Source organism: Pseudomonas putida group bacterium ESBL64 (genome assembly GCF_045277175.1).
Lineage (GTDB): Bacteria > Pseudomonadota > Gammaproteobacteria > Pseudomonadales > Pseudomonadaceae > Aquipseudomonas > Aquipseudomonas alloputida.
The window spans coordinates 4,783,478-4,806,840 of the sequence record NZ_CP145799.1 but is presented as its reverse complement, the minus strand read 5'-3'; the positions used below and the strand labels follow the sequence as shown (position 1 = coordinate 4,806,840).

The following is a 23,363-nucleotide window of genomic DNA, read 5'->3' as shown; positions in this document are numbered from 1 at the left end:
CAACGCAGGTCCTCGTGGGAGCGGCCTTGTGTCGCGATAGGAGGGCAAAGCCCTCCCGGCGTTCTGACAGGTACTACTTGACGATCATCCCTACCCCACGCCCACGTGGGTCGGAAGCGGTCTCAAGCTTCGCCCCATCGACCCGGATCGCCTGGATGTCGCCCATCTCCCAGCCCTGGTCCTCCAGCACATAGCCCATCTTCTTCAGCTCATCAGCTACCGGCCCGGTCAGTGGCGCATAGCTGTCGAAGTAGATGGTGTCCTTGGGCAGCAACTGATGGTGCACGCGCTGCGCCGCCACCGCCTTGTCCAGCGGCATGCCGTAGTCGTACAGGTTGTTCATCACCTGGAAGATCGAGGTAAAGATCCGTGAACCACCCGGGGTACCGATTACCAGCTCGACCTTGCCATCGCGGGTCATCAGGCTGGGGCTCATCGACGACAGCATGCGCTTGCCTGGTTCGATCGCGTTGGCATCACCGCCGACCACGCCAAAGGCGTTTGCCGCCCCCGGTTTGGCGCTGAAATCATCCATCTCGTCGTTGAGCAGGAAACCAGCGCCCTTCACCACCACACCACTGCCATAGTCGAGGTTGAGGGTGTAGGTATTGCTGACCGCGTTGCCCTGCTTGTCGACGATCGAGAAATGCGTGGTCTGGTGCGGCTCAAGGCCCGGCTTGACCTTGTCGGTGTCGGAAATGGCCTTCGGGTTGACTTGGGCTGCGCGCTTGGCCAGGTAATCCTTGGCCACCAACTGGTCCACCGGCACCTTGGTGAAGGCCGGGTCGCCCAGGTAATCGGCGCGGTCGGCGAACACCCGCTTCTCGATCTCGGCCAGCAGGTGGATGTACTGCGCCGAGTTATGCGCCACCCCTTTGAAGTCGGCCGCGCGGTCTTCCTTGATGCCCAGCAACTGGGCAAGCGCCACACCGCCTGAGCTCGGCGGTGGCGCGGTATACACCACATTGCCACGCCAGCTCACGGCCATCGGTTCACGCCATACCGCCTTGTAATCCTTGAGGTCATCTTTGGTAATCAGGCCTTTGTCAGCCTGCATCTGCGCCACCAGCAAATCGGCGGTCTTGCCTTGATAGAACTCGCTCACGCCCTTGGCGGCTATACGCTCCAGGGTCTGGGCCATTTCCGGCTGCTTGAACAACTCGCCGACCTTCATGTTGCCGAAGTAATCGTTGAAGTTGGTCGCCGTCTTGAACATGCCTTGGGCATCGTTGCGGTACTGGTACTGCTTTTCCGCGACCTTGAAGCCATTTTTCGCATAGCCGATGGCCGGGGTCAGCAACTCGCTCCAGGGCAGCTTGCCGAACTTCTGGTGCGCCTCCCACAGGCCCATTACCGTACCGGGTACGCCTGCGGCGCGTGCCCCAACCAGGCTGAGGTTCTCGATGACCTCGCCCTTGTCGTCCAGGTACATGTTGCGCGTGGCGGCCTTGGGCGCGACTTCGCGGTAGTCGAGGAAGTAAGGCTTGCCATCGACAAACAGGGTCATGAAGCCGCCACCGCCGATATTACCGGCCTCTGGGTAAGTCACCGCCAGGGTGAAGGCGGTCGCTACTGCCGCGTCCACCGCGTTGCCGCCCTTTTTCAGAATATCGGCGGCCACCTGTGCACCATATTGATCGGGGGCGGCCACCGCGCCGCCCTCCAGGGTGGCGGCGTAAACTGAGGAACAGCTCAGGATCGCGGCTGCGAGAGCCAGATACTGGAAAGGGACAATACGCATGACACTTCCTTGGTGTTGTTTTTGTTGAGCAGTCAGTAAGGCCGAAGCGCTTCGACTGTGCAATCAACCGTCGGAAGTTTCGCCGCCTGTGGACAGGATTTGTCGCGATCAGGCAACTCAGCAGGCGTACATCGCCAGCTTGCGCTGGATGAAATCCAGGAAGCACTGGATGCGCAGTGCCAACTGGGTGTTGCGGTAATACACCGCGTGGATCGGCTGACGGTAGCCATTGTTGGCCTCGCTCAGCAGCACCTGCAGGCGCCCTGTGCGGATATCTTCGTGGGTCATGAAGTGCGACAGGCTGACGATGCCCTCCCCGGCCAACGCCAGCTGGCGCAGGGTTTCGCCGCTGGAAGCAACCAACGCCGGGCGGATGCTCCAGCGATCGCCCTGAGCGTGACGTAGCGGCCAATGATTGAGCGACTCCGGTTGGCTGAAGCCGAGCAGACAGTGGTTGGCCAGCTCCTCGACCTGCCGTGGCGTGCCGTGCTGCTCCAGGTAGGCCGGACTGGCCAGCACCTGCACCGGACTACAACCCAGGCTGCGCGCGTGCAGGCTGGAGTCGGCCAGCTCTCCGATGCGGATCGCCACATCAGTGCTCTGCTCCAGCAGGTCGATGATCAGGTCGTCGGTGTTGAGCTCCAGTTCGATGCCCGGGTACTGGCGGCGGAACTCGCCAATCCACGGCAGGATGGCATGCAGCATGAACGGCGCAGCGGCATTGATGCGCAATCGCCCGGTCGGGGTCTGGCGGTTCATCGACAGACGCTCTTCCATCTCGTCCATCTGCTGCAGGATCAGCCGCGAGCGCTCAAGAAAGTAGCGCCCCTCTTCGGTAAGGTCCATGCGCCGGGTGGTGCGGTTGACCAGCGTGGTGCCCAGCTTGCCCTCCAGGCGCGACAGGGTGCGGCTGACGGCAGACGGGGTCTGGCCCATCTGCTCGGCAGCAGCGGAAATCGAGCCGCAGTCGATGACGGCGACGAATACCTGGAGTTCTTCGGATCGGGTTTTCACGTTCAGGCCTGCGGCTGATATCAATCCGGATTAGATCGCCTTGCCGAACACCTTGTCCAGATGCGCCTCGTAGGCCGCCAGTGCCGCCGGCACATCCGGGCGCTTCATCACATCCACAGCCAGGAAGGTCGGCAGGCCGGTCATACCCAGGAACTGGTTGGCCTTGTGGAACGGGAAGTACACGGCATCCACCCCCTTGCCTTCAAAGAAATCGCTGGGGTCATCGAACGCCTGCTGCGGCGCGTTCCAGGTCAGCGACAACATGTATTGCTTGCCGTGCACCAAACCACCGCTGCCGTATTTCTGCGAGTGGTCCGAACGGGTACGGCCATCATTGGCATACAGGCTGCCGTGGCCGGCAGTGAACACGTCGTCGATGTACTTCTTGACGGTCCACGGCGCGCCCATCCACCAGCCGGGCATCTGATAGATCACCACATCGGCCCAGAGGAATTTCTCCACCTCTTCCTGGACATCGTAGCCGCCATCGATGAACGTCTGGCGCACATCGAAGCCGGCGCGGTCCAGGTGAGCGATGGCCGCTTCGTGCAAAGTCGCGTTGAGGCGGCCTTCGGAGTGAGCGAACTGTTTACCACCATTGAGCAGAAGGATCTTTTTCATGCTGGCCTCCACGGCCGAGTCAAAAATTGATGCCAGCAGGTTAGAGGCTCGCGGGGGCGGGATACAGCGGTGACGGGGCAAAATACAATTGACCAGAAGTCACGAATGAGCAATACATTATTGCCGTAGAATAGCGTCACCCCCCATCACCGAGTAGCGCCCCATGAGTGAGCCGTTCGCCTTTATCCTCAAAGCCAAGACCCGCCCGGAAATGGCTGATGCGTTCGAAAACCTGTTCCGTCCCTACGTCGAGCCAAGCCGCCAGGAACCCGGCTGCATCGAATACCACATGCTGCGCGACCAGCAGGACCCGAGCCTGTTTGTGTTCTTCGAAGTGTGGGCCGACAAGGCCGCGCTGGACGTGCACTCGGCCCTCCCGCACATGGCTGCCTTCTTCGAAAAACGCATGGATTACCTGGAGCGCGATTTCGATATCCAGAGGGTCGACATGCTCAGCGCTTCGTCCGCTAGCCGTTGATCAGCAGATGGACGCCGAGTGCGGCCAACCCGATGAAAAAGCAACGCTTGAACAGCAGCGCGCTGATCCGCTGACGCAGCCACTGGCCCGCCAGCATGCCGAGCAAAGCCGGCGCCAGCATCAGCAGCGACGCCCCCAACGCCTGGCCCCCCAAGGCATCCTGCCCGGCCAGGCCTAGGGCCAAGGCCAGGGTCGACACCGTAAACGACAGGCCCAGGGCCTGGATCAACTGCTCGCGGCTCAAGCCCAGGCTCTGCAGGTAAGGTACCGCTGGCATCACGAACACTCCGGTCGACGCCGTGACCACACCCGTGACCAGCCCGCAAAGCGGTCCCAGCCAGCGCTCGTGTCCCGGGCCCACCTGCAGGCCCGGGCCGACCACCCCATACAACGCGTAGACCAGCAAGGCGGCCCCCAGCGCGTGCACAGCCCAGGGGCCACTGTTGATTCCCAGCCAGGCGCTGCCCAGCAAGGTGCCGACAACGATCAATGCCAGCATTGGCCCCAGGCGGACCAACAACCCTCGCAGATGCCCGCCGCTGGCCAGCTGCCACAGGTTGGTGAGTGTCGAGGGCACGATCAACAACGCGGCAGCCTGCGCAGGTGGCATAGCCAGGCCCAACAGGCCCATGGCAATGGTGGGCAGGCCCAGGCCGATGACCCCCTTCACTGCGCCCGCCAGCAGAAAGGTCAGTACAACCAGCAACGACAGTGCCGGGCCAATGTTCTGGTAAAACGCGAGCAAGGTAGTCATGGGCCGATGATGCCGTGCCCCGGGCAACGTGAGAATCTGCCATATACTCAGCCAGCCTCTTGCCAGGACAGAGCCACATGCATTTCGACCTGATCGACCTCAAGCTGTTCCAGCACACCCTGGAGTGCGGCAACATCACCGCCGGCGCCAGCCGCAGCCATCTGTCACTGCCAGCAGCCAGTGCGCGCATCCGCGCCATGGAAGCATCGCTGGGCATTCCCTTGCTGGAACGTAACCGCCGTGGCGTCCAACCAACGCCGGCTGGCCAGGCACTCTTGCAGCATGCACGGCTGATAACACAGCAAGTCGAACGCCTGCAGTTCGACCTGGGCCTGTACGCGCAAGGGCAGCAAGGCCAAGTGCGCCTGCTGTGCAACACCGCAGCGCTGACCGAATACTTGCCCGAACTGCTGGCCAGCTATCTGGCTGAAAACCCTGGAGTCAGCGTGGATGTGCAAGAACTGCCAAGTTTGCGCATCGTGCAGGCAATTACCCAAGGCATGGCCGACCTGGGCATCGTGTCCACAGCCGCCCCCAACGAGCACCTGCAGACCCGGCCGTTTCGAGACGACCCGCTGGTGCTAGTGACGCCACAGGGCCACCCCCTGGCCAGTGCGCTGGCGCCAAGTTTCGTCGACAGCCTGGCCCATGGCTATGTCGGCCTGGGGGCCGGCAGTGCATTGGGGTTGTACCTGGAAGAGCAAGCGCTGCACGAGGGGCAGCGCATGCAGGTTCGGGTACGAGCAGAGGGGTTTGATGGGGTGATCCGCATGGTCGCGGGCGGGGCCGGAATCGGGGTGGTGCCGCTGGCAGCGGTGCAGCGCTGGCAAGGGATGCTGCCGTTGCACTGGGTGGCGCTGCAGGAGCCATGGGCCAACCGCCGGCTGCTGGTGTGCGCGCGGGATTTCGCGGCATTACCAGGCTATGCCGCCGGACTGGTATCCGCCCTTATCCACTGACAGCCTTCGCTGGCACGCCTGCTTCCACAAACTCGTTCGCGTACCGCTCGGACCGTGAAGGTATTGATACCCCCCTGGGGTATTCGTGAAAGGGTACGGCGACCTCCTACTTCAGATAAGAACGCAGCAACGCCGCCACCTTGTCTGCCTCGTCCTGCCGTTCCTCGGCACTCAGGCCGTCCGCCACAAGGTGATCGCGGATGTGCCCTTCCATCACCTCGGCCATCAGCCCGTTCACCGCGCCGCGCACGGCAGCGATCTGCTGCAGGATCGCCAGGCAGTCCTTGTCCTGCTCCAGCGCCGTCTCCAGGGCGGCGGCTTGGCCTTTGATCTTGCGCACCCGGGTCAACAGCTGCTTCTTGCTCTTCAGGGTATGTGCCATTGGGTTTCACGCCATGCTAGGTATACTGGGGTATAGTATTTTTTCTCGATCTTCCGGGAGCATGATAAACCATGGCGACACAAACCTCAGACCGCTGGCAGCACAGCCACCAGTTCCACACCAGCAACCTGGGCGCTGAGCGCAAAACCCGCCTGGCGGTTTGGCTGACCGCAGTGATGATGGTGGCGGAGGTTGCCGGAGGCTGGTACTTCAACTCCATGGCGCTGCTGGCCGACGGCTGGCACATGAGCTCCCACGCCCTGGCACTTGGCCTGTCCTTGCTGGCCTACGCTGCCGCTCGGCGCTATGCAGGTGACCGGCGCTTTGCCTTCGGCACCTGGAAGATCGAAATTCTCGGCGGCTACTCCAGCGCATTGCTATTGCTGGGCGTGGCCGGACTGATGGCGTTCCAGTCGGTGGAACGGCTGTTGGTGCCGGGACAGATCCACTATGACGAGGCGATCTTGATTGCCGTGGCGGGCCTCGCCGTCAACCTCATCTGCGCCTGGCTGCTACGTGATGACCATCATCATGACCATCACCCTCACAGCCACGATCATCACCATCACCATCACCACCACCACCACCACGACCTGAACCTGCGCTCGGCCTACCTGCATGTGATGGCCGATGCCGCCACTTCGGTGCTGGCCATTGCTGCCTTGCTGGCCGGCAAGTTCTGGGGCGCCAGTTGGCTCGACCCAGCGATGGGCCTCGTCGGTGCGCTGCTGGTCGCGCTGTGGGCCCGTGGCCTGCTGCGCGATACCGGGCGAGTGTTACTGGACGCCGAGATGGACGCCCCGGTTGTGGCGGAAATCCGCGAAGTGGTCGCGCAATTGCCGGCGCCGGCCAGTATCACCGACCTGCATGTCTGGCGGGTGGGCAGGGACCAGTACGCCTGCATTCTTGGCCTGGCCACCCAGGCCACACTGAATGCCGACGGCGTGCGCCAGGCCCTGGCCGTGCACGAAGAGTTGGCGCACATCACTGTCGAGGTAAACCGCCTGCCATAGCGCGACCAGACACCTGGACGTCGAGCCCAGGCAACTGCTGCGCGGCCGTTGGGCCTATGGTGACCCGTCATTCAGCCAGTCACCAGGAGTTGTGCCATGTCCGATTTCATCACCGTCCTGCGCGAAACCTGCCCGACGCCGGTCGTGGACGCCACCAAGTGGAAGCGCATTGGCGGCGATCCGCACACCGTCAACCTCAATGCCTACCTGTCGGCCGACGGCAGCAAGATCATGGGCACCTGGATCTGCACCCCGGGCAAGTTCGAGGTCAACTACGATAAATGGGAGTTCTGCCACTTCCTCGATGGCTATTGCATCATCACCCCGGAAGGCGAAGAGCCCAAGCACCTGAAGGCGGGTGATGTGTTCGTGATCGAACCGGGCATGAAAGGTACGTGGGAAGTGGTCGAGACTGTACGTAAGTATTTCGTCTTCGCCTGACCTGCAGGCGCGGGTTTAGCTGCGAATGCGGCGGTGAGGCTTCTGCAGCATTCGCGGGTGAACCCGCGCCTACAACGGCCGCGCAATACCTGTAAGCGTGGACAAAAAAATCGCGGAGCAGACGCCCTTCCCTCTGGTGCGCAGTTACAGAGGGAAGGCCACCTGGCCCGCGATGAAGTCCACCTCTTGCATCAATCCTTCTTGCGATAACCCTCGACGATGGCCGAGAAGTCCTTGCCACCCTCGCCTCGCAGGCTCATGGCCTGGTACAACTGCTGGGCCACGGCACCGAGAATCACCGGTTGGTGTGCCTGGCGTGCCGCTTCGGTAGCCAGACCGAGGTCCTTGAGCATGAGTTCGGCGCCAAAGCCACCGGTGTAGCCACGCGATGCCGGTGCGGTTTCGATGACGCCCGGCCACGGGTTGTAGGTGTCCGAACTCCAGCAACGCCCGGTCGAACTGTTGATGATGCCGGCCAGCACCTTGGTATCGATACCCAACGCGTTACCCAGGGCCATGGCCTCGGACACGCCGATCATCGAAATGCCGAGCAGCAGGTTATTGCAGATCTTGGCGATCTGGCCGGTACCGACTTCCCCGCAGTGCACGATGTTGCGGCCCATCTGCTCCAGTACCGGCTTGAGGCTGGCGAACAACTCGGTACTGGCGCCGACCATGAACGTCAGGGTGCCGGCCGCCGCACCGCCAGTACCACCGGAAACCGGCGCATCCCCCATGTCCACACCCTTTGCCGCTGCGGCCTTGGACACATCACGTGCGGTCTGCGGGTCGATGGTGCTGCAGTCAACGGTCGGCGTGCCAGGGCGAATGCCGGCCAGTACGCCGTCCTCGCTCAAGTACACGCTGCGCACATGGGCTGCGGCCGGCAGCATGGTGATCACCAGCTCGCTGTTGGCCGCCGCGTCCTTGGGCGAGGAGCTGATCTGCCCGCCCAGTTCTGCCAGCTCGGCCAGCACGGCCTTGTTCAGGTCGAACAGGTTCAGCTGATGCCCGGCCTTGATCAGGTTGCGGGCCATGGGCGCGCCCATGTTGCCCAGGCCGATGAATGCGATACGCATGACGTACTCCTTAGCGCAGGCTAATGGTGGTGTTCACACCGTCGTTGACGCTGTCGTCATCGAACCAGCGAGCCGTGACGGTCTTGGTCTGAGTGTAGAACTGCACCACTTGCTTGCCGTAAGGCCCGAGGTCACCGAGTTTGGAACCCCGCGAGCCGGTGAAGCTGAAGAACGGTACGGGTACCGGGATCGGGATGTTGATGCCGACCTGGCCAATATCGATTTCGCTCTGGAACTTGCGGGCCGCAGCGCCGCTCTGGGTGAACAGGCCGGTGCCGTTGCCGAACGGGTTGGCGTTGACCAGGGCGATGGCCTCGTCGAGCGTATCGACTTCCAGGGTCACCAGCACCGGGCCGAAGATTTCCTGGGTATACACCTGCATGTCGGTCTTCACGCCCGAGAACAGGGTTGGGCCGACGAAGTTGCCTTGCTCGTAGCCCGGCACCTTGACGTCACGGCCGTCAAGTTCCAGCTTGGCGCCTTCCTTGATACCGCTTTCGATCAGGCCCAGCACACGCTCCTTGGCACGCTTGGATACCACCGGGCCAACGTCGGTGCCCGGTTCACAGCCAGCATTGACCTTGAGCTTGCTGGCAGCCTCCTTGATATCCGGCAACCATTCGCGGGCCTTGCCCACCAACACCGCCACCGAGGTCGCCATGCAGCGCTGGCCCGCCGCGCCAAAGGCAGCACCCACCAGCGCATTGATGGTTTGTGTGCGGTTGGCATCAGGCAACACCACCGCGTGGTTCTTGGCACCCATCATTGACTGCACACGCTTGCCATGCTGGCTGCCAAGGTTGTAAACGTGCGTGCCGACTTCAGTAGAGCCCACGAAGGAAATCGCCTTGATGTCCTGGTGGGTGCAAATGGCATCCACCACCTGCTTGCCGCCGTGCACCACGTTCAGCACACCGGCCGGCACGCCGGCTTCCAGCGCCAGCTCGACCAGTAGCATGGTCGACAACGGGTCCTGCTCGGACGGTTTGAGCACAAACGTGTTGCCGCAGACAATGGCCATAGGGAACATCCACAGCGGGATCATTGCCGGGAAGTTGAACGGGGTGATGCCAGCGCATACGCCGATCGGCTGGCGCAGGGTGTAGGTATCGACACCGCCGGCGACGTTCTCGGCAAATTCGCCCATCTGCAGGGTGCCAATGGACGCCGCGTGCTCGACCACTTCCAGGCCGCGGAAGATATCGCCTTCAGCGTCGGCCAGGGTCTTGCCCTGCTCGGCGCTGAGCACCTGGGCAATGCGTTTGGTGTGTTCGCGGATCAGCGCCTGCAGCTTGAGCATGATGCGCATGCGCGCGCCGATCGGGGTGTTACGCCATGTCTGGAAAGCGCGGTGAGCAGCGGCCACGGCTGCATCGACTTCCTCGACGGTGGCGAACGGTACGCGCGCCAGCACCTCTTGGGTGGCCGGGTTGACGATGTCACGCCATTCGGTGGTTTTGGACTCGACCCACTGGCCGTCGATCAGCAGCTTGACCTGCTCGACCTTGGTGCTGTTAGGGGATTGCGGTGCGTTCATCTGCGTTCTCCTTGGAATTGTTGTCGGGACGAGATCGCCAGCGCCGGGCAAACGCGGGGTGGCGTCCTGAGGCTTGTTTCGAGTATAGATGTGCAAACATCCAACAAGAACGCACAAAAAAACCGGATCATCATGCAAAAAGACCTCACATCCCTGAGCGCGCTCAACTGGGACGATTTGAAGTTCTTCCTCGAAGTGGCTCGCACCCGCAAGGCCAGCAGTGCCGCCAAACGGCTGAGCGTGGACTACACCACCGTGTCGCGACGCATCAGCTCGCTGGAGGGTGCGCTGGGCACCTTGCTGTTCGAAAAGTCGCGCACCAACGGCTTTGTGCTGACCGCCGAGGGCCAGCGCCTGCTGGGCTATGCCGAATCGATCGAGAGCACGCTGCACATGGCGTGCGAGCAGGTGTCCGGGTCGGGGGTGGCGTTGTCGGGCCATGTGCGCATGGGCTGCACGGAGGGCTTTGGCAGCTTTTTCATCACGCCGCAGCTAAGCCACTTCGTCGACGCCTACCCGGCGATTTCGGTGGACATCCTGCCGCTGCCGCACTTCATCAGCCTGTCCAAGCGTGAGGCGGACATCGTCATCGCGCTGGAGCGGCCCGAGCACGGGCCTTATGTGTGCTGCAAGCTGTGCGACTACCGCCTGCGGCTGTATGCCACCCAGGGCTACCTGGACAGCCACGCGCCGATCCGCCAGGTGACGGACCTGGCCAAACACCCCTTCATCAGTTACGTGGATGACCTGGCGTTCAGCTCCGAGCTGCTGTACCTGGCCAACCTGATCCCCAACGCCAGCGCACATTTGCGCAGTACCAGCGTGATCGCGCAGTACACGGCAGCGCTGCAGGGGCGTGGGCTGGCAATATTGCCGTGCTTCCTCGCCGCGCAGGACCCGCGATTGGTCACGGTGTTGCCGGAGGAGATCGAGGTGACGCGGCAGTTCTGGATGTATTGCCGGGAGGACTTGCGCAAGTTGAAGCGCATTACCCTGCTGTGGGATTACATCCGGGCGGTGACCGAGGCGAATGCGCCGTTGTTGATGGGTGAGACGCGGGAGATGCGCTTTGCGTAGCCGGATCGACAAGGAGTAAGGGTGCCTCATCCTACTCACCGCAACAGGGCCATGGCAACGACTTGTGACAGGGGTTATGACAGCATTTGTGACACTTCGGAACGGCCCCTCCCACACAGGTAGTAGCGTGAACTCGGACACCAGCAGTCTTCGCGTGCTTCATCTGCATCCTGCCCTGCTCGACTTGGGCAGGCTTCAGGATGGCGAGTCAGTCAGGGCCAATGGCGCTTTCTTTCAAGAAACCTGTTGACAGGCCGGAAGAACCCACGTAATGTGCCGCTCATCGCCAAGTCAACGGTGATAAATCAGGCCCGCATTGGCCAACTGCAACACCAACCTCCCTGCAGATTCGTCAGAACGATGAATGGTTAGCACGGAGGTTTTGTCGTGTCCGAGATTTAACCATCTCAGCCGCATCAGCCCTAGTTTAAATTATTCGAGCAACTGCCATGCCATGATCGCAAGATAAGTCCGTGCCCGTAAAACGCCGTAAACCACCACTAGAGAACAACTATATGACCTAAGAGAAAAGCCCAGCACAGCTGGCTTAGTATAGAGCCAGTACCCCAACTCGGCCCACTTACACTATAAGTCCGACGAAACTCACAGTTTACGTTACGGCACCCTATTGCCCAAAAAACGCCCACAGGAAAGATAAATGAATTAACTTAGCACTAGAACCCTACTTCAGCACCACCAATGTTTATCAATAGGTGCACACACTTGCACTAGCTCTCACATAAGAGCGACGGCCACCTATTGCCTGAAATCCGCAAAGGAAGACAACTAGATGAAACACCAAGCCAACAACGAACTCGTAGAACTCGGTAGCATTTACCGCCCAAAGAACATAATTGCCAAGCAGCGAGCTTCGACACAGTACGTCGTACCACTCACCGGCCCTATTGGCGAAATCCAAGAGTATGGCGAGTTAGTCCACATCCTCGCCCATGCGGGAGAGGAAGACCAAGTATATGTCCAACTCTCATCACCTGGCGGAAGCCTGGAGACTTGCGACTATCTTTGCCGCCGAATGGATGAATGCGAAGCCCACATCACTGTAGAGATTGGCATGACTTGCGCCTCAGCTGCGTCTGCCATAGCCCTACAAGCCGATGACTGGGTAATTTACGACAGTAGCACCATGATGGTTCATGCCTGCTCCTACTCCCCAGGCTACGGCAAAGAGTCTGACATCCGGTCGAGAGTGGAATACACGGAGCGACTCAACCGGGAATGGCTCGAACGGACATACCAAGGCTTTCTCTGGGAAGATGAAATGATCGAAGCCTTAGACTACGGCAAAGACTTGTACCTCTTTGCAGATGATCTGCGGGAACGCATGCCGCTACTGAAGGAATACCGCAAGACCTCTAAAGCCCGAAAGATTGAAGAAATCTTGCAGTATTGGGAACAACAGGAAGCCGCTTAACAGCCACACAAGGAAACATGTCAGCCCTAGCTGACTTTTAAGTAAAAAGGAACGCAATATAAAATGAGCAACGTAATCAGCATCACAGACTATCAGACCACAACAGTTCACATCGGCGACATTGTTGTACGCCGAGACCATGAAGGACGATACTGTCTAAACGACTTCCATAAGGCTGCTGGCGGTGAACCCCGCCACAAACCGACACTATGGGTACGCCAAGCAGAAGAGCTAATCAGCGAGTTAGCTAAAGGTACAGAATCGTACCCTTTGCAAACCAAGCCCGGTCGCAATGGCGGCACCTATGTAGCAAAAGAACTAGTGTACGACTACGCAATGTGGATCAGCCCCGAGTATAACTTGAAGGTAATCCGGGCGTACGACCTCCTTGCGACAAACGGCGTAGCAGTACATGAGAATGCTGCCCAATACGTGCTGGGCAATCCAGGCACCTACCTGGAAACCATCATTGAGCAAGCTCACTGCATGGCAGGTAACTACGCACAGTTGATCCACAAAGTCGAAAGGGACGCGCCAAAGGTCGAGTACCATGACGCAGTTGCAGGCTCTTCTAACTTGCAGACGGTAAGTGAGGTAGCTAAGAAGTATGGCATTGGTCGCAACACACTTTTCAAACTATTACGACATAGCAACGTACTGATGGCGGACAGGCATCACTCGCCTTACCAGCGGCACATCAACTCGGGACACTTCGTGGTTGTGGGAAAGGTACATATCACCCCTAGCGGTATTCACCGAACCAATAAGACCATGGTAACCGGTAAAGGTGAAATTTACATCGGCAAGCTGCTTCGCCGAGAAGGACTGTTGCCGAACAAACTCGCTGCCTAACAAAAGCCAACTGAGATTTGATCAAGTAAGGCTGAGCATGACAGACACCAAGTTTATTCTAGGCACCTTGGCACATGTTTAAAAATGGCTAGCGTCGCGAAGCTAGCCATCTCACGCTCTTATTCTCGAAACCCAACGCTATACACTCAAATCGCATACAAGGAAGTGACCCAATCAATACATACGTCAACCCCGACCCACAAACCACGTGCTCTCTTGACCTACTCCGCAGCAAGGTGGCAGAAGCTCGTACTAGAATAATCGAAGGATACATATACGACACCGCAACCGGAGAGTGCTACGGTGGATACACCACAACTCCTTATCTATCAACGCCAACTCATTACAGTGCAGGCACACCAGTAAAGCTAAGTGAAAACTGGTTCTCAGAACACGATGGCACTGTCTCACCGCTGGCACCTTTCAACAATTTGCACAACTCAACTGAGCTCGCCCCAGTTTTCGAGCTATTCCCTCAGGAAGAAGTGGTAGAAACCAGCCATAGTTCCACTCGCGGCCCCAAGCCACAAGTTATACAAAACCTGCTAGCACCTGCCTTGTGCATTCTAAAGTTCGAGGAACGCTCAACCCCTTGGCTAGATGACATCGTATTCGGAGCTATATATACAGGGCCAGGGGTCATCAGCGGAAAGCACAGCGTCTCTCTTTCTGACGTAAATAAAGTGCTGCGCCTCTCTGTCATCTCGACAGCGGCAGCAGCAAATTGCTTGCTCAACCATGAGCTTCGACCAATGAGCATTCGACAACTACAACGAGTAATTGAAGCAGCGAGAACAGCTTTACGAGGCATTGCCCTGTACCTTGAACGGCACCCGCAGATTCTTCAATCCATCGACGTACAAGTGGATTTCAATGCGTTATGGTTGCCACAGCAGCCAACGACTGCAAGCGTTGTTAGCAATGAACACCCGATGAAGCAGCAGGCACTGATGATGATCAAGGCTGAGGTTCCGATTAAGAACATCGCCAACGCGCTTGGCATATCCAAGAACACGGTCAAGAAATGGAAGCAAGTCCCCCGAACAAATGAAATAGAGGGGTCAGTCGAGGGTAATTAGCGACAGATATATATAAGGGATAACCTTACCTCTTAACGCATATAACACCGAAGTCTCGATACCTGACCATTTTCCCATTAGTGGCGTAGACGCCACAGTAGGAGAGACCGTGCCCGAGGCACGGATAACAACTCTATGAAGCAGAGAAGAGAAGGGGCAAGAAAGCCCCTCCTGCTCTTGATCTTTCTTTAACCTTGCTGAGAACAATAGAAATTATTACGACGTGACGGAACGTCACCATATATCTGCAAGGTGAAAATCAAAAGCTTGGGGCTTTCCGCCCTGCCCCCTGCTACAAACATGCCGTGAGGCAAGAATAAAAACTCTATGCAGAGGGGAGGAACAAGGGCGAGCAGAGCCCCTCCCCCACTCTTGCCCTTGCTTTAACCATGCCGAGCGGCATAGGTGTATTATCGTGTGACGGTGCATCACCATAGAACTCAGCAACTCAATACTCTATACAGGCGTGAGTGCTAGCAGAGTTGCTAATACCCCGCTAGCGGGTGTGAGTGCCAGGCCAAGATAACTCACTTATACATCATCTCCCCGGCAGGTGTAGCCTACGGTTACTAATCACAGAACTAACCACTATCTAACCCCCATCGGGCGACAGTGTCGGTGCTGGCATACCCTTACACCCGGTGAAGCACCTATTTTCGCGGGATTGCTGGTGGCGGTGCTAAGCGAATCACGCCCTTGATATAATATCTGACTAATTAGTCAGGATTTAACTACAGTGCCCTGCCGTCCGGTGTATGCCAGTTTCACTACAGCCCTTGGAGGGGTGCCAGCAAATCTGCTGATACACCACTCCGTATTGCTTTCAAAGCCGGAATTCCGGCTTTGCCAAGTTCCTGATAACAAGCTTGCCCGGCGTACTGCCTCAAACCTGAAGCGGTCCAGGGATAGGGTAAGGAGCCTACGTCCGTTGATGGATCGAAAGTGAGCCATCCTCGAAGCCCTTAAGAGCCAAGCTATCTCCTTCAACCCGTCACTGTGCGTGCTGAAAAGCTCCCGGTGGGTCGGGAGCAGCCAGAGCGACCCTCTCATTTGGCTATAGCTATCCGAGATGGCGCTAGAGAGCCGCCCTAACCTATCATTCATCAGTTGATCACTGGTTAAATGATAGTTTATCATTAGGCTATCGAATGTCGTGGCAAAGGATAAAACCATGATCAAGGCCCACCTCTACCTTCGTGCTTCAACTACTGATCAGGACGCAGAGCGAGCGAAGCAGTCTCTTCTGGACTTCGCCCAAGGCAAGAGCCTGCAAGTAGCCGACGTGTATGCAGAGAACATCAGTGGGACCAAGCTGGAGCGTCCTGAGTTGTCGCGCCTACTGGCCACTGCCTCTGTTGGTGATGTACTGCTAGTGGAGTCGGTAGACCGCCTGTCTCGCCTGACGATGGCCGAGTGGGATTCCCTGAAAACCACGATCAAGTCCAAGGGACTGCGTCTGGTTGTAGCTGATATGCCGACCACTCACCAGATGTTAACTCTGCGCGATGACGGTGATATCGGCACCCGCATAATGCTGGTTATCAACGAGATGCTGGTGGACCTAATGGCAACGATGGCCCGCCTGGATCAAGAGAAGCGAGTGGAGCGTATCAAGCAGGGTCTGGACAACAAGCGTGCCCGTGGCGAGAAGGTGGGCGGCAAAGGCCGTAACCAGAAGAAGTGGGATCAGGTAGCTGCCCTGCTCAAGCGTAATGGCAACACCATGGAAGAGATAGCCAAGCTGGCTGAGGTGGGAGTAGCCACGGTGTACCGGATCAAGAAAGAAATCTCCTCCAAGGCGTCGTAATCCCCTACGCTTCGATAACTACCATACTTCGAGGACGCCACATGGACGATATGAACGCTACTGCAGCCGATGCCCTTGAGCTACTGCATCTCAATCAGATTGCATTAAGAGCGGCCATAGAGGAAGTCAGTACGTGGGTACGTCAACGTGGCTCCGTGACCACGCACGACAGCGTGCTAGGAGCGCTTCAGACGCTAGACGGCAACTCACAAGCCATATCCTCAGCGATAGAGCGATTACGCTCATAGCCGGTCGTTAGCGGGGCTTATTGCTGCCTGCGATATTTTGAAATCAGCCACGGGGACGGGATGCAAGTCAGCATGGGGGCGTTAGGTACCGAGCCAGCCTAAACAGTACGCAGCGGATTTTCTGCCTATTAAGCAACGCCAGAAGGCCGAACCAGGAGGCCAAGACCTCCTAGCACATTAGCCAGCAGAAATAGCTTAACGCCCTATACCGTTGAACTGGCCTTTCAATATTTTGTTAAAGTATGCGTCATCACGGAAGTGCATAAACCCCATATTTATACAAGTTTTAAGTCGACTCTCAGCGTCCGTATTGTGATTAGGAATACGCACGACTTTCTGCAGAAGGGAAATCATAGTAGTGCAAGGGTACGCATCCGAATCCCCCCTACTGATACGTTCTTGGTCTAATAACAAAACGCCCTCTTCATACGCTTCAGTTTCACAACCGTTAGACGCGATGAAGCTTTCAAGTAGTGCCGTGCCAAGAGAATGCCGAGTTTGGAACGAGTCATAATAAGAAAGACCAGTTCTGAAGCAAACTATCGCATCATCGAGTCGCCCAGTCTTTCGATAGTACCGTCCAAAATGCAACCAGAAAATTCCATCGCGATTGAAGTACTTCTGCACCTCATGATAAGTACGCTCAGTATCGGCGTCTCTAGTTGAAGCTGGATAGTAGCTTTCGTACAGGAAATTATATGATATAAGATCCTTATAAACCCTATATGCAAGGGGATGGAACTTAATATCATCAACCGTAAACTGCCTAGACAAGAATATTAGACTGTCGACAATTAAATCCAACTTTCCTTTTTTAGCAATGCAATTTTTGTAGTAAAACTCAGAAATAATACGATGACGCAACTTCAGAGTCTTGTTGTTATTTGAAACTATTCCTGCAAGGCCAGAATCGACTTCTGCCAATACGGAATCCACTGAAACATCTAGAGCCCCGGCAACGTAACTTATCGGGAGCAGATGACCTAAGTTGTTAGTAATTACAATTAAATCCAATACCCTTTTCGCCAGACCTTCTGGTACAGTCTGGTAGTCACGAAAAATCTTCCGCTCAAAGTTCTCATTGGACGTAAGTGAGAACAACGTAGTCAAGAGGTCACCCGAGTAACCCTTTTCTTTATCGTAGATTATTCTAGATCTAGCAGCAATAGACTTCTTAGAGAAGTTATCGAACTCAAAACCATGCTCCTCAATCTTCAAGGCGATTCGCTCAGCATCTAGCATACTGAGATTCCCCATATGGAAATAAGTAGCATCTTCCCTTAGGATCAATTGCCTTTTATTTCTCTCATGGTCATGATTACGCTCTTCAAGCACAAACAAACAGTAGGGCTTATTTTTATCACCTAGTGCTTCTGACAGATAGGTTGCGGCAAAATAGTATTCAGCAGCCGAATAGAATACAAATATCGACTTATTACCAAGGTTCTCAATCACAGACCGTAAATATGAAGTTGACAGTTCAGAGCTATCATTAAATTCATATATACATTCATAAGAATTAGAAAGACTTTGCAATGCCACTTTGATAGCGGTAGATTTACCCGAACCACTTGGCCCGATTACGTGAATCACACCGAAACCACTCTTACCTTCTCTAAGCATGCCACCTAAAGTTGCAGTTAAACTTTCATGCTTACCTATCAAAGCCTGAGCATTATTATAAAGATAGAACCACTCAGGATCAGCACCGGTTATAAAGTGCCGGACAATACCCGCTTGAGTTTTCGCCTCCTCAATTTCAGAAGGCACATGTTTAAAAGCTCCTCTAAACCAAGTTAGTGACTGGACGTTGCTTATCACCTTCTTGATTTGAGGGACAGTATCAGCCATTATTTCACCAATGCTTTTTGGTGAAGCGACAGAAAACAACTGATTGAAGAATTCTTCTGCTGTGCAGTCGATTACTCGAAACCCGTTAGCTTCATAATTCGATGCTTTAATTGGGTCAGGATTTGGCATTACTATCCAGTTCTTGGCCGGAACTTCAGAATTGGGGTAATCACTTATTCGAGCCGCAAGATAAGTATCAATATCGGTCTCTTCGAGTTGATTACCAATGACAACTAAGCCACCAGTCAGTAGGTTTGCCGCCAAATCACGATGCCAATCGTAAACCCTCGTTGAAGCTTTCGCATACTCTAACGTAGAAAAAATAAACCCTTGATCGAGCTTTAAGCATGTCCCGTGGATAGTAACAATTGGAATACTGCCAATAGTTTCAGACAAAACCCCTTGATCAGCGTAATTGAAGAATTTAAAGTCTCCACCAAGCCTGCCAGTCTTGTTCTGTCTGTCAAGTGCAACGTTTAGAACGTTATCTATATTCGTCGTATAGATTCTACTCCAAGCATACTGAAACATTTTTGCTTGCCAAGGCTCAACATCATCAACAATAAAGCAAGAAGAAAGGAAGGTATTAAAGTCGTTGATTTCTCGACCACCTAGGACATATGCGTCTTTCAAGGTGGTTTTGGGGCCTGCAGCGCGAGAGCATTCTTTTAATATAAGATCCCGCAACCCCTCTCCGCCCGGCAAAGGACCTCGGTTGGTTCTATTCGTAAACGAAAACCCAGCTCCCAATAATAGTGAAATTTCACCGCTATTAACTGCTGGGGCTATTTCTTCTTTTATTGCATCTATGTCGGCCTGCTTCACTCTAGCATCCCTGTTATGGCATTTTTTGGATCATAGCATTTTGCCCAGACGCCGCAATCCTTACTGAAGCTATTAGAAGCCTTTCGCTTTATGAAGGTGGCCGGCTCGGCCATTGGCTCAGGGAGTTTCATCGAGGGTACAGTCCTTTTAGCAGCTCTGACAATGTCTCGACAGGCACGCTAGAGCCGTAGGTGTCGAATGTAACCGTTCCTGACGCATGCCCCATCACTGCCTGAGCATGAGTAACAGGAACCCCCTTGGCTTGCATCAATGAAGCTAGAGAATGCCGCAATGAGTGGAATACTAATCCGCGTTCATACGTACCCTCTAAAGCCGCAGGGATAGCATGCTGGTTGACCCATTCGCCCGACGGCCTATAACCAATCTGGGCTAGCGATTCGCTCCCACTGCAGCGGATCACATCGACGTACCTCAAGAACGCTGCTAGGTCGAAACCATAGGCACCGTCAGTAAGCGGCACCAGTCGCTCGCTCCGCTTGTTCTTGATGGACTTGCCCTCACCTGCCTCGTTGATGTGAATGGCAATAAGGCCAGACTTCATGGTTACAACGTCACCCAGAGTCAGCTGGCATATCTCCTTCAGCCGCCCGCCAGTGATGATTCCCAGGCTGAGCAGCCATCGCTTCCACGAAGTCTCTGGGAGGCCGTTTGCATAGTCCATCAGTTTGCTCACCTGGTGCTGGGTAAAAGCCTTACGGGTCGATTCAACCCCCTTTGTGAGCTTCAACTTCTTGTCGTAGGTCTTGCTCAGGTGCCCGTTCTCGACGGCCCAGGTAAAGACAGCCGAAAGCTTCACGATCAGTTTGTTCACTGTCGAAGGCATCCGACCTGCTGACAGGCGTTCCCGGAACGCTACTAGGTCTGCCCTGGTATGGTTCCTCAAATCCACCCCAACCAAATTCTCGGAAATCACCTTGTGGCACAAGGTCGTCTCCTTCAAGGTCGTGGGCTTCTGGTCCCCGCCACGATCAGCCATGTAAAGCTGCGAGAGCATATCGAAGGTCATCGGGGTTGCCACCGGCTCCTTTGCCGTACTCATCACCTCACCATGCGGTGCCGATACCGGCATCGAGTTAACAGCCACGTTCCGGTACAAGTCTCCCCAGTGACGAAGTGGGGGGCCTTCGTCAGCAGACACCAGCGTACTGCTCACCAATTTCAACAGCTGCTCCCGCAGCTCGTTCCATGAAGCATCAGGACGATCCAAGTGGAACGATTGAAGTGATGCCGTGAGACGGCCAGATGCCTGCATTGCCCATCTGCGATCAGTGGTCTTCAGAGAGACAGACACCGCCCTGTTCACGCTGCCAGTCACGCGAAGGCGTAGGTAGTAGATTCCGTGTCGTCGGTAGTGATACGGACTCGCCAACCGGCAATTTGGCCTCAAGGGAAGCGTGCGGTTTGTGACAGCACTTGTGACAGGGTGCTCCTGTGGAGAGGTGTTCATGGTGGTTAAACCCCCGTAGTCATTGGGTTAACCCTTCCCCTCTTTGTCGTTCTGGATGTATTGCCGGGAGGATTTGCGCAAGTTGAAGCGCATTACCCTGCTGTGGGATTACATTCGCGGGGTGACCGAGGCGAATGCGCCGTTGTTGATGGGGCAAACCCGCGAGACGCGCTTTGCCCAGGACTGATGGGCCTGCGCATTTCCGAAGGCAACACAGCCCCTGTAGGAGCGGGCTTGCCCGCGAACACCGGCAAAGCCGGTGCCAGACAGCGCGTTGCCTGCTTCGCGGGCACGCCCGCGCCTACAGGGGATATGTGACAGCCCGAGCGGCGACGATCAGTAGGATGCGACCACGATGGACACTCGACGGTTCTCGGTACGCCCGGCGCTGGTGCGGTTGTCCGCCACCGGCTGGCTGCTGCCCAGGCCACGGCTCTGAATGTTCTGCGCCTGCATGCCAATCCCCACCAGCGCCTTGGTCACGCTTTGCGCGCGGCGCTCGGACAGCTGCTGGTTATACGCCGCCTTGCCCGACGAGTCGGCATGCCCGTCCACCCGCACGCCCTGGATACCAACGCCGAGCAGCGCCTTGCCGATGCGCTCGACAATCGCCTGGCTCTGGCCATTGAGGCTGTCCAGATCGCTGCCGAACAACACTTTGCCAGACAAGTCGTAGGCCCAACCTTCATCGGTCGGGGTGAAACCTTCGCGCTTGAGCACGGCAATCTGTTCTGGGGTAAGGCCTTTCGGGGGGGCGCTCTGGCAACCCGTCAGCGCCAGCATGGCGAGCAACAAGGCCCAAAGCGGAAAACGTAAAGCTTGCATCACGGGTTCAACTCCTGTTCCTGATTTCGTTGGCGGACCGTTCCGTCTGCGCCAGTTGCCAATGGCCACGGCGTTCGCGCTTGGCCTGGTACATTGCCGCATCGGCGGCATTGAGAAGACTGGCGGGGTCAGCGCCGTCATCCGGGTAATAGGCAATACCGACACTCAGCGAGGTGGAGATACTGCGGCCACTGTCCAGTTGCACCGGCAGCTTCATGCTGGCAACGATCTTCTCGGCAATGTGTTCGGCGTCCTTGCGCGTATGCAACGGCGTCAACAGCACGGCAAACTCGTCGCCCCCCAGGCGCGCCACCAGATCGTGCTCGCGCAGTTGGGCGCGCACACGTTCGGCCACGCTGATCAACACCTCGTCACCCACGGCGTGGCCGAGGGTGTCGTTGATCTGCTTGAAGTGGTCGCTGTCGAGGAACAGCAGTGCCAGGTGGTCCTGCTGACGCGCCGCATTCCGCACGCTGCGGCTCAGGCGTCCTTCAAAGAAGGCGCGGTTGGGCAAGCCGGTCAGGCTGTCGTGGCTGGCCTGATGGGCAAGGGTCTGGTTTTCGCTCTGCAGGTGGCTATGCCACACCTCCAGTTCATCCAGCAGGGCATTGAAGTCATTACCCAGCTCGTTCAGCTCGGCAATCGGCGCTTCTGGTACGCGCCGGTCGAAGCTGCGCTCGCGGCGGGCGGCATGGGCGACACTGGCCAGGCCACGCAGCGGGCGGGTGATATCGCTGAGCAGGCGCCGCGACAGATACTGGGCAGCCAGGGCGCTGAGGACCGTGCAGAACAGGATACCGGCCAAGCCACTGAGCAGGAACAGCAACAGGCTCCTGCCCTGGCCTGCCAGTTCGATATGCCCGACCTGCTGTTGCTGGTGCACGATCGGCAGAATGACCGGCTCATCCAGCAAGGTGCTGGCAACCTGCACCTCCAGCTGCGCGAGCATGCCGGTATTGTCGCGTTGCCAGTGCGCCAGTTGCTCGCCCTCGTTGTTGAAGACCTTGGCCTCGGCCACTTCTTCGGTACTGGCAATCAACGCCAGCGACTCATTGGCAGCGGCGCTGTCATCGAACACCACCGCCGCCTCTACCGTGTAATTGATCGAGCGGGCGATCAACTGCAGGTTATGGTTGGCATAGACACGCAGGGCGAGCACGCCCAGCAGGGTGAGGGAGATACCCGCCAGGCCAACGGCAAGCAAGGCGACGCTGAGGTGGCCACGGCCCAGCACCGAGCGCAGGGTCGGGCGCACGGTACGCTTGCGGGTCGGCTTCATGGCTGCTCCGCCCGGCGCCGCGACAATTGCAGCACGCTGGGGTGAATACGCACGCCAGAGCGTGCCACCGAGTCGAGATTGACTTCAAAGGCCACCTGCTGGTCGCTGACCCGCAGGCAGAACAGGCTGCCGACCGTACAGGGGTCATCCGCCTCGCTGATGCTCAGCACCGGGTGGCCGCCGATACGCTGAAACAGCCGATCCCGCTGGCCCTGGTCAAGCTTGCCAATGTAGAGGGCATCGCAGGCCTGGGCGACCTGGGTGTCTTCTGCCAGCAAGCGCCGCACCTGCAGCGGCCGGCCGGACTCCTGGACATGGCCCTTGATGAGATCGTCGGCGTACTCGGTCGGGCCGACCAGGCACAGGCGCAAAGGAGAGGGTTCCACGGGCCAGCGGGCGTAACTGAAGATACCCAGTACTACCTGGGTGACTGCCTTGGCGCGTTGCTGTGCCTGGGCGGCGGTTGTGCCGGGGTCTGCCCGGGCAGCGCCTGCAGAAAGGAGCAGGACGGCCAGCAATAGCGAAAGCGCACAGCTTGTCACTCGCCTTGCGGCCACGTTCATGTGGGAAATCCCTTTAAGCCCCTTCCGATATCGGCGCA

The 23,363-nt window shown here is 57.3% G+C and carries 21 protein-coding genes and 1 pseudogene; 10 read left to right on the top strand and 12 right to left on the bottom strand.

Annotation, left to right across the window (positions count from 1 at the left end; all coding sequences use genetic code 11):
* Positions 1–73 precede the first annotated feature (73 nt).
* The 3 genes from ggt to V6093_RS21775 all read right to left on the bottom strand — a co-directional run bounded on the left by ggt (position 74) and on the right by V6093_RS21775 (position 3,376).
* Positions 74–1,741 carry a gamma-glutamyltransferase gene (ggt, locus tag V6093_RS21785; RefSeq protein WP_019752545.1) on the bottom strand — a complete coding sequence of 556 codons (1,668 nt, stop codon included), beginning with the start codon at positions 1,739–1,741 and terminating at the stop codon, positions 74–76.
* 117 nt (positions 1,742–1,858) lie between these two features.
* On the bottom strand, positions 1,859–2,755 hold the full coding sequence (locus V6093_RS21780) for a LysR family transcriptional regulator (RefSeq protein ID WP_003251593.1): 897 nt from the start codon (positions 2,753–2,755) through the stop codon (positions 1,859–1,861).
* 30 nt (positions 2,756–2,785) lie between these two features.
* Complete coding sequence (locus V6093_RS21775) at positions 2,786–3,376, bottom strand: NAD(P)H-dependent oxidoreductase (RefSeq protein WP_047604343.1); 591 nt, start codon at positions 3,374–3,376, stop codon at positions 2,786–2,788.
* Between the two features lie 163 nt (positions 3,377–3,539).
* Between V6093_RS21775 and V6093_RS21770 the strand changes: the two genes are divergently transcribed.
* On the top strand, positions 3,540–3,854 hold the full coding sequence (locus V6093_RS21770; protein WP_003251589.1) for a putative quinol monooxygenase: 315 nt from the start codon (positions 3,540–3,542) through the stop codon (positions 3,852–3,854).
* Here V6093_RS21770 and V6093_RS21765 read toward each other — a convergent pair.
* Positions 3,844–4,608: a sulfite exporter TauE/SafE family protein gene (locus V6093_RS21765; RefSeq protein WP_060538256.1), complete on the bottom strand. Its 765-nt coding sequence runs from the start codon at positions 4,606–4,608 to the stop codon at positions 3,844–3,846. The genes V6093_RS21770 and V6093_RS21765 overlap by 11 nt on opposite strands.
* Before the next feature lie 77 nt (positions 4,609–4,685).
* Here V6093_RS21765 and V6093_RS21760 point away from each other — a divergent pair, with 77 nt between their 5' ends.
* A complete protein-coding gene (locus tag V6093_RS21760) occupies positions 4,686–5,567 on the top strand; it encodes a LysR substrate-binding domain-containing protein (protein WP_014859453.1) in 882 nt (293 codons plus the stop codon).
* 106 nt (positions 5,568–5,673) lie between these two features.
* On the opposite strand, the gene V6093_RS21755 is transcribed toward V6093_RS21760, so the two are convergent.
* Entirely contained in the window at positions 5,674–5,949 is a 276-nt protein-coding gene (locus V6093_RS21755; protein ID WP_003251584.1) for a metal/formaldehyde-sensitive transcriptional repressor, read from the bottom strand.
* A gap of 71 nt (positions 5,950–6,020) precedes the next feature.
* On the opposite strand from V6093_RS21755, the gene dmeF reads away from it, so the two are divergent.
* Positions 6,021–6,962: a CDF family Co(II)/Ni(II) efflux transporter DmeF gene (dmeF, locus tag V6093_RS21750; RefSeq protein WP_143495540.1), complete on the top strand. Its 942-nt coding sequence runs from the start codon at positions 6,021–6,023 to the stop codon at positions 6,960–6,962.
* A gap of 96 nt (positions 6,963–7,058) precedes the next feature.
* Positions 7,059–7,403, top strand: coding sequence for a cupin domain-containing protein (locus V6093_RS21745; RefSeq protein ID WP_003251579.1), 345 nt, complete (start codon positions 7,059–7,061; stop codon positions 7,401–7,403).
* Between the two features lie 191 nt (positions 7,404–7,594).
* Here V6093_RS21745 and mmsB read toward each other — a convergent pair whose 3' ends face one another.
* Entirely contained in the window at positions 7,595–8,482 is an 888-nt protein-coding gene (gene mmsB / locus V6093_RS21740; protein WP_265978937.1) for a 3-hydroxyisobutyrate dehydrogenase, read from the bottom strand.
* Between the two features lie 10 nt (positions 8,483–8,492).
* Positions 8,493–10,019: a CoA-acylating methylmalonate-semialdehyde dehydrogenase gene (locus tag V6093_RS21735; protein WP_003251574.1), complete on the bottom strand. Its 1,527-nt coding sequence runs from the start codon at positions 10,017–10,019 to the stop codon at positions 8,493–8,495.
* Between the two features lie 132 nt (positions 10,020–10,151).
* Between V6093_RS21735 and V6093_RS21730 the strand changes: the two genes are divergently transcribed.
* The 5 genes from V6093_RS21730 to V6093_RS21710 all read left to right on the top strand — a co-directional run bounded on the left by V6093_RS21730 (position 10,152) and on the right by V6093_RS21710 (position 16,266).
* Positions 10,152–11,096: a LysR family transcriptional regulator gene (locus tag V6093_RS21730; RefSeq protein ID WP_406669619.1), complete on the top strand. Its 945-nt coding sequence runs from the start codon at positions 10,152–10,154 to the stop codon at positions 11,094–11,096.
* A gap of 790 nt (positions 11,097–11,886) precedes the next feature.
* Complete coding sequence (locus V6093_RS21725; RefSeq protein WP_406669618.1) at positions 11,887–12,528, top strand: ATP-dependent Clp protease proteolytic subunit; 642 nt, start codon at positions 11,887–11,889, stop codon at positions 12,526–12,528.
* 63 nt (positions 12,529–12,591) lie between these two features.
* Positions 12,592–13,380, top strand: a complete 789-nt coding sequence (locus V6093_RS21720) for a phage antirepressor KilAC domain-containing protein (protein ID WP_406669617.1) — start codon at positions 12,592–12,594, stop codon at positions 13,378–13,380.
* Positions 13,381–13,616: 236 nt separating this feature from the next.
* A complete protein-coding gene (locus tag V6093_RS21715; RefSeq protein ID WP_406669616.1) occupies positions 13,617–14,459 on the top strand; it encodes a helix-turn-helix domain-containing protein in 843 nt (280 codons plus the stop codon).
* 1,174 nt (positions 14,460–15,633) lie between these two features.
* Positions 15,634–16,266, top strand: coding sequence for a recombinase family protein (locus V6093_RS21710; protein ID WP_406669829.1), 633 nt, complete (start codon positions 15,634–15,636; stop codon positions 16,264–16,266).
* A gap of 443 nt (positions 16,267–16,709) precedes the next feature.
* On the opposite strand, the gene V6093_RS21705 is transcribed toward V6093_RS21710, so the two are convergent.
* Together V6093_RS21705 and V6093_RS21700 are read right to left on the bottom strand one after the other, a co-directional pair.
* Positions 16,710–19,190: an SIR2 family protein gene (locus V6093_RS21705; protein ID WP_406669615.1), complete on the bottom strand. Its 2,481-nt coding sequence runs from the start codon at positions 19,188–19,190 to the stop codon at positions 16,710–16,712.
* A gap of 127 nt (positions 19,191–19,317) precedes the next feature.
* On the bottom strand, positions 19,318–20,364 hold the full coding sequence (locus tag V6093_RS21700; RefSeq protein ID WP_406669828.1) for a tyrosine-type recombinase/integrase: 1,047 nt from the start codon (positions 20,362–20,364) through the stop codon (positions 19,318–19,320).
* 343 nt (positions 20,365–20,707) lie between these two features.
* Here V6093_RS21700 and V6093_RS21695 point away from each other — a divergent pair.
* Positions 20,708–20,845 (top strand): annotated as a pseudogene (locus tag V6093_RS21695) (LysR family transcriptional regulator); the annotation flags it as partial.
* A 149-nt stretch (positions 20,846–20,994) separates the two neighbouring features.
* Here the strand turns inward: V6093_RS21695 and V6093_RS21690 are convergent.
* From V6093_RS21690 to V6093_RS21680, 3 genes are read right to left on the bottom strand one after another with little or no spacing between them, the layout of a single operon-like run.
* Positions 20,995–21,486 carry an OmpA family protein gene (locus tag V6093_RS21690; protein WP_014754448.1) on the bottom strand — a complete coding sequence of 164 codons (492 nt, stop codon included), beginning with the start codon at positions 21,484–21,486 and terminating at the stop codon, positions 20,995–20,997.
* A gap of 4 nt (positions 21,487–21,490) precedes the next feature.
* Positions 21,491–22,762 carry a diguanylate cyclase domain-containing protein gene (locus V6093_RS21685; protein WP_047604334.1) on the bottom strand — a complete coding sequence of 424 codons (1,272 nt, stop codon included), beginning with the start codon at positions 22,760–22,762 and terminating at the stop codon, positions 21,491–21,493.
* A complete protein-coding gene (locus V6093_RS21680; protein WP_014859459.1) occupies positions 22,759–23,325 on the bottom strand; it encodes a YfiR family protein in 567 nt (188 codons plus the stop codon). The genes V6093_RS21685 and V6093_RS21680 overlap by 4 nt, the downstream gene beginning before the upstream one ends.
* Between the last annotated feature and the right edge of the window lie 38 nt (positions 23,326–23,363).

What these genes read in the sequence shown, in the direction of transcription:
- V6093_RS21730 (WP_406669619.1), top strand. Translation starts at nt 10,152, where the DNA reads ATGCAAAAAGACCTCACATCCCTGAGCGCGCTCAACTGGGACGATTTG.
- dmeF (WP_143495540.1), top strand. Translation starts at nt 6,021, where the DNA reads ATGGCGACACAAACCTCAGACCGCTGGCAGCACAGCCACCAGTTCCAC.
- V6093_RS21735 (WP_003251574.1), bottom strand. Translation starts at nt 10,019, where the DNA reads ATGAACGCACCGCAATCCCCTAACAGCACCAAGGTCGAGCAGGTCAAG.
- V6093_RS21745 (WP_003251579.1), top strand. Translation starts at nt 7,059, where the DNA reads ATGTCCGATTTCATCACCGTCCTGCGCGAAACCTGCCCGACGCCGGTC.
- V6093_RS21760 (WP_014859453.1), top strand. Translation starts at nt 4,686, where the DNA reads ATGCATTTCGACCTGATCGACCTCAAGCTGTTCCAGCACACCCTGGAG.
- V6093_RS21680 (WP_014859459.1), bottom strand. Translation starts at nt 23,325, where the DNA reads ATGAACGTGGCCGCAAGGCGAGTGACAAGCTGTGCGCTTTCGCTATTG.
- V6093_RS21685 (WP_047604334.1), bottom strand. Translation starts at nt 22,762, where the DNA reads ATGAAGCCGACCCGCAAGCGTACCGTGCGCCCGACCCTGCGCTCGGTG.
- V6093_RS21755 (WP_003251584.1), bottom strand. Translation starts at nt 5,949, where the DNA reads ATGGCACATACCCTGAAGAGCAAGAAGCAGCTGTTGACCCGGGTGCGC.
- V6093_RS21770 (WP_003251589.1), top strand. Translation starts at nt 3,540, where the DNA reads ATGAGTGAGCCGTTCGCCTTTATCCTCAAAGCCAAGACCCGCCCGGAA.
- mmsB (WP_265978937.1), bottom strand. Translation starts at nt 8,482, where the DNA reads ATGCGTATCGCATTCATCGGCCTGGGCAACATGGGCGCGCCCATGGCC.
- V6093_RS21720 (WP_406669617.1), top strand. Translation starts at nt 12,592, where the DNA reads ATGAGCAACGTAATCAGCATCACAGACTATCAGACCACAACAGTTCAC.
- V6093_RS21765 (WP_060538256.1), bottom strand. Translation starts at nt 4,608, where the DNA reads ATGACTACCTTGCTCGCGTTTTACCAGAACATTGGCCCGGCACTGTCG.
- V6093_RS21775 (WP_047604343.1), bottom strand. Translation starts at nt 3,376, where the DNA reads ATGAAAAAGATCCTTCTGCTCAATGGTGGTAAACAGTTCGCTCACTCC.
- ggt (WP_019752545.1), bottom strand. Translation starts at nt 1,741, where the DNA reads ATGCGTATTGTCCCTTTCCAGTATCTGGCTCTCGCAGCCGCGATCCTG.
- V6093_RS21725 (WP_406669618.1), top strand. Translation starts at nt 11,887, where the DNA reads ATGAAACACCAAGCCAACAACGAACTCGTAGAACTCGGTAGCATTTAC.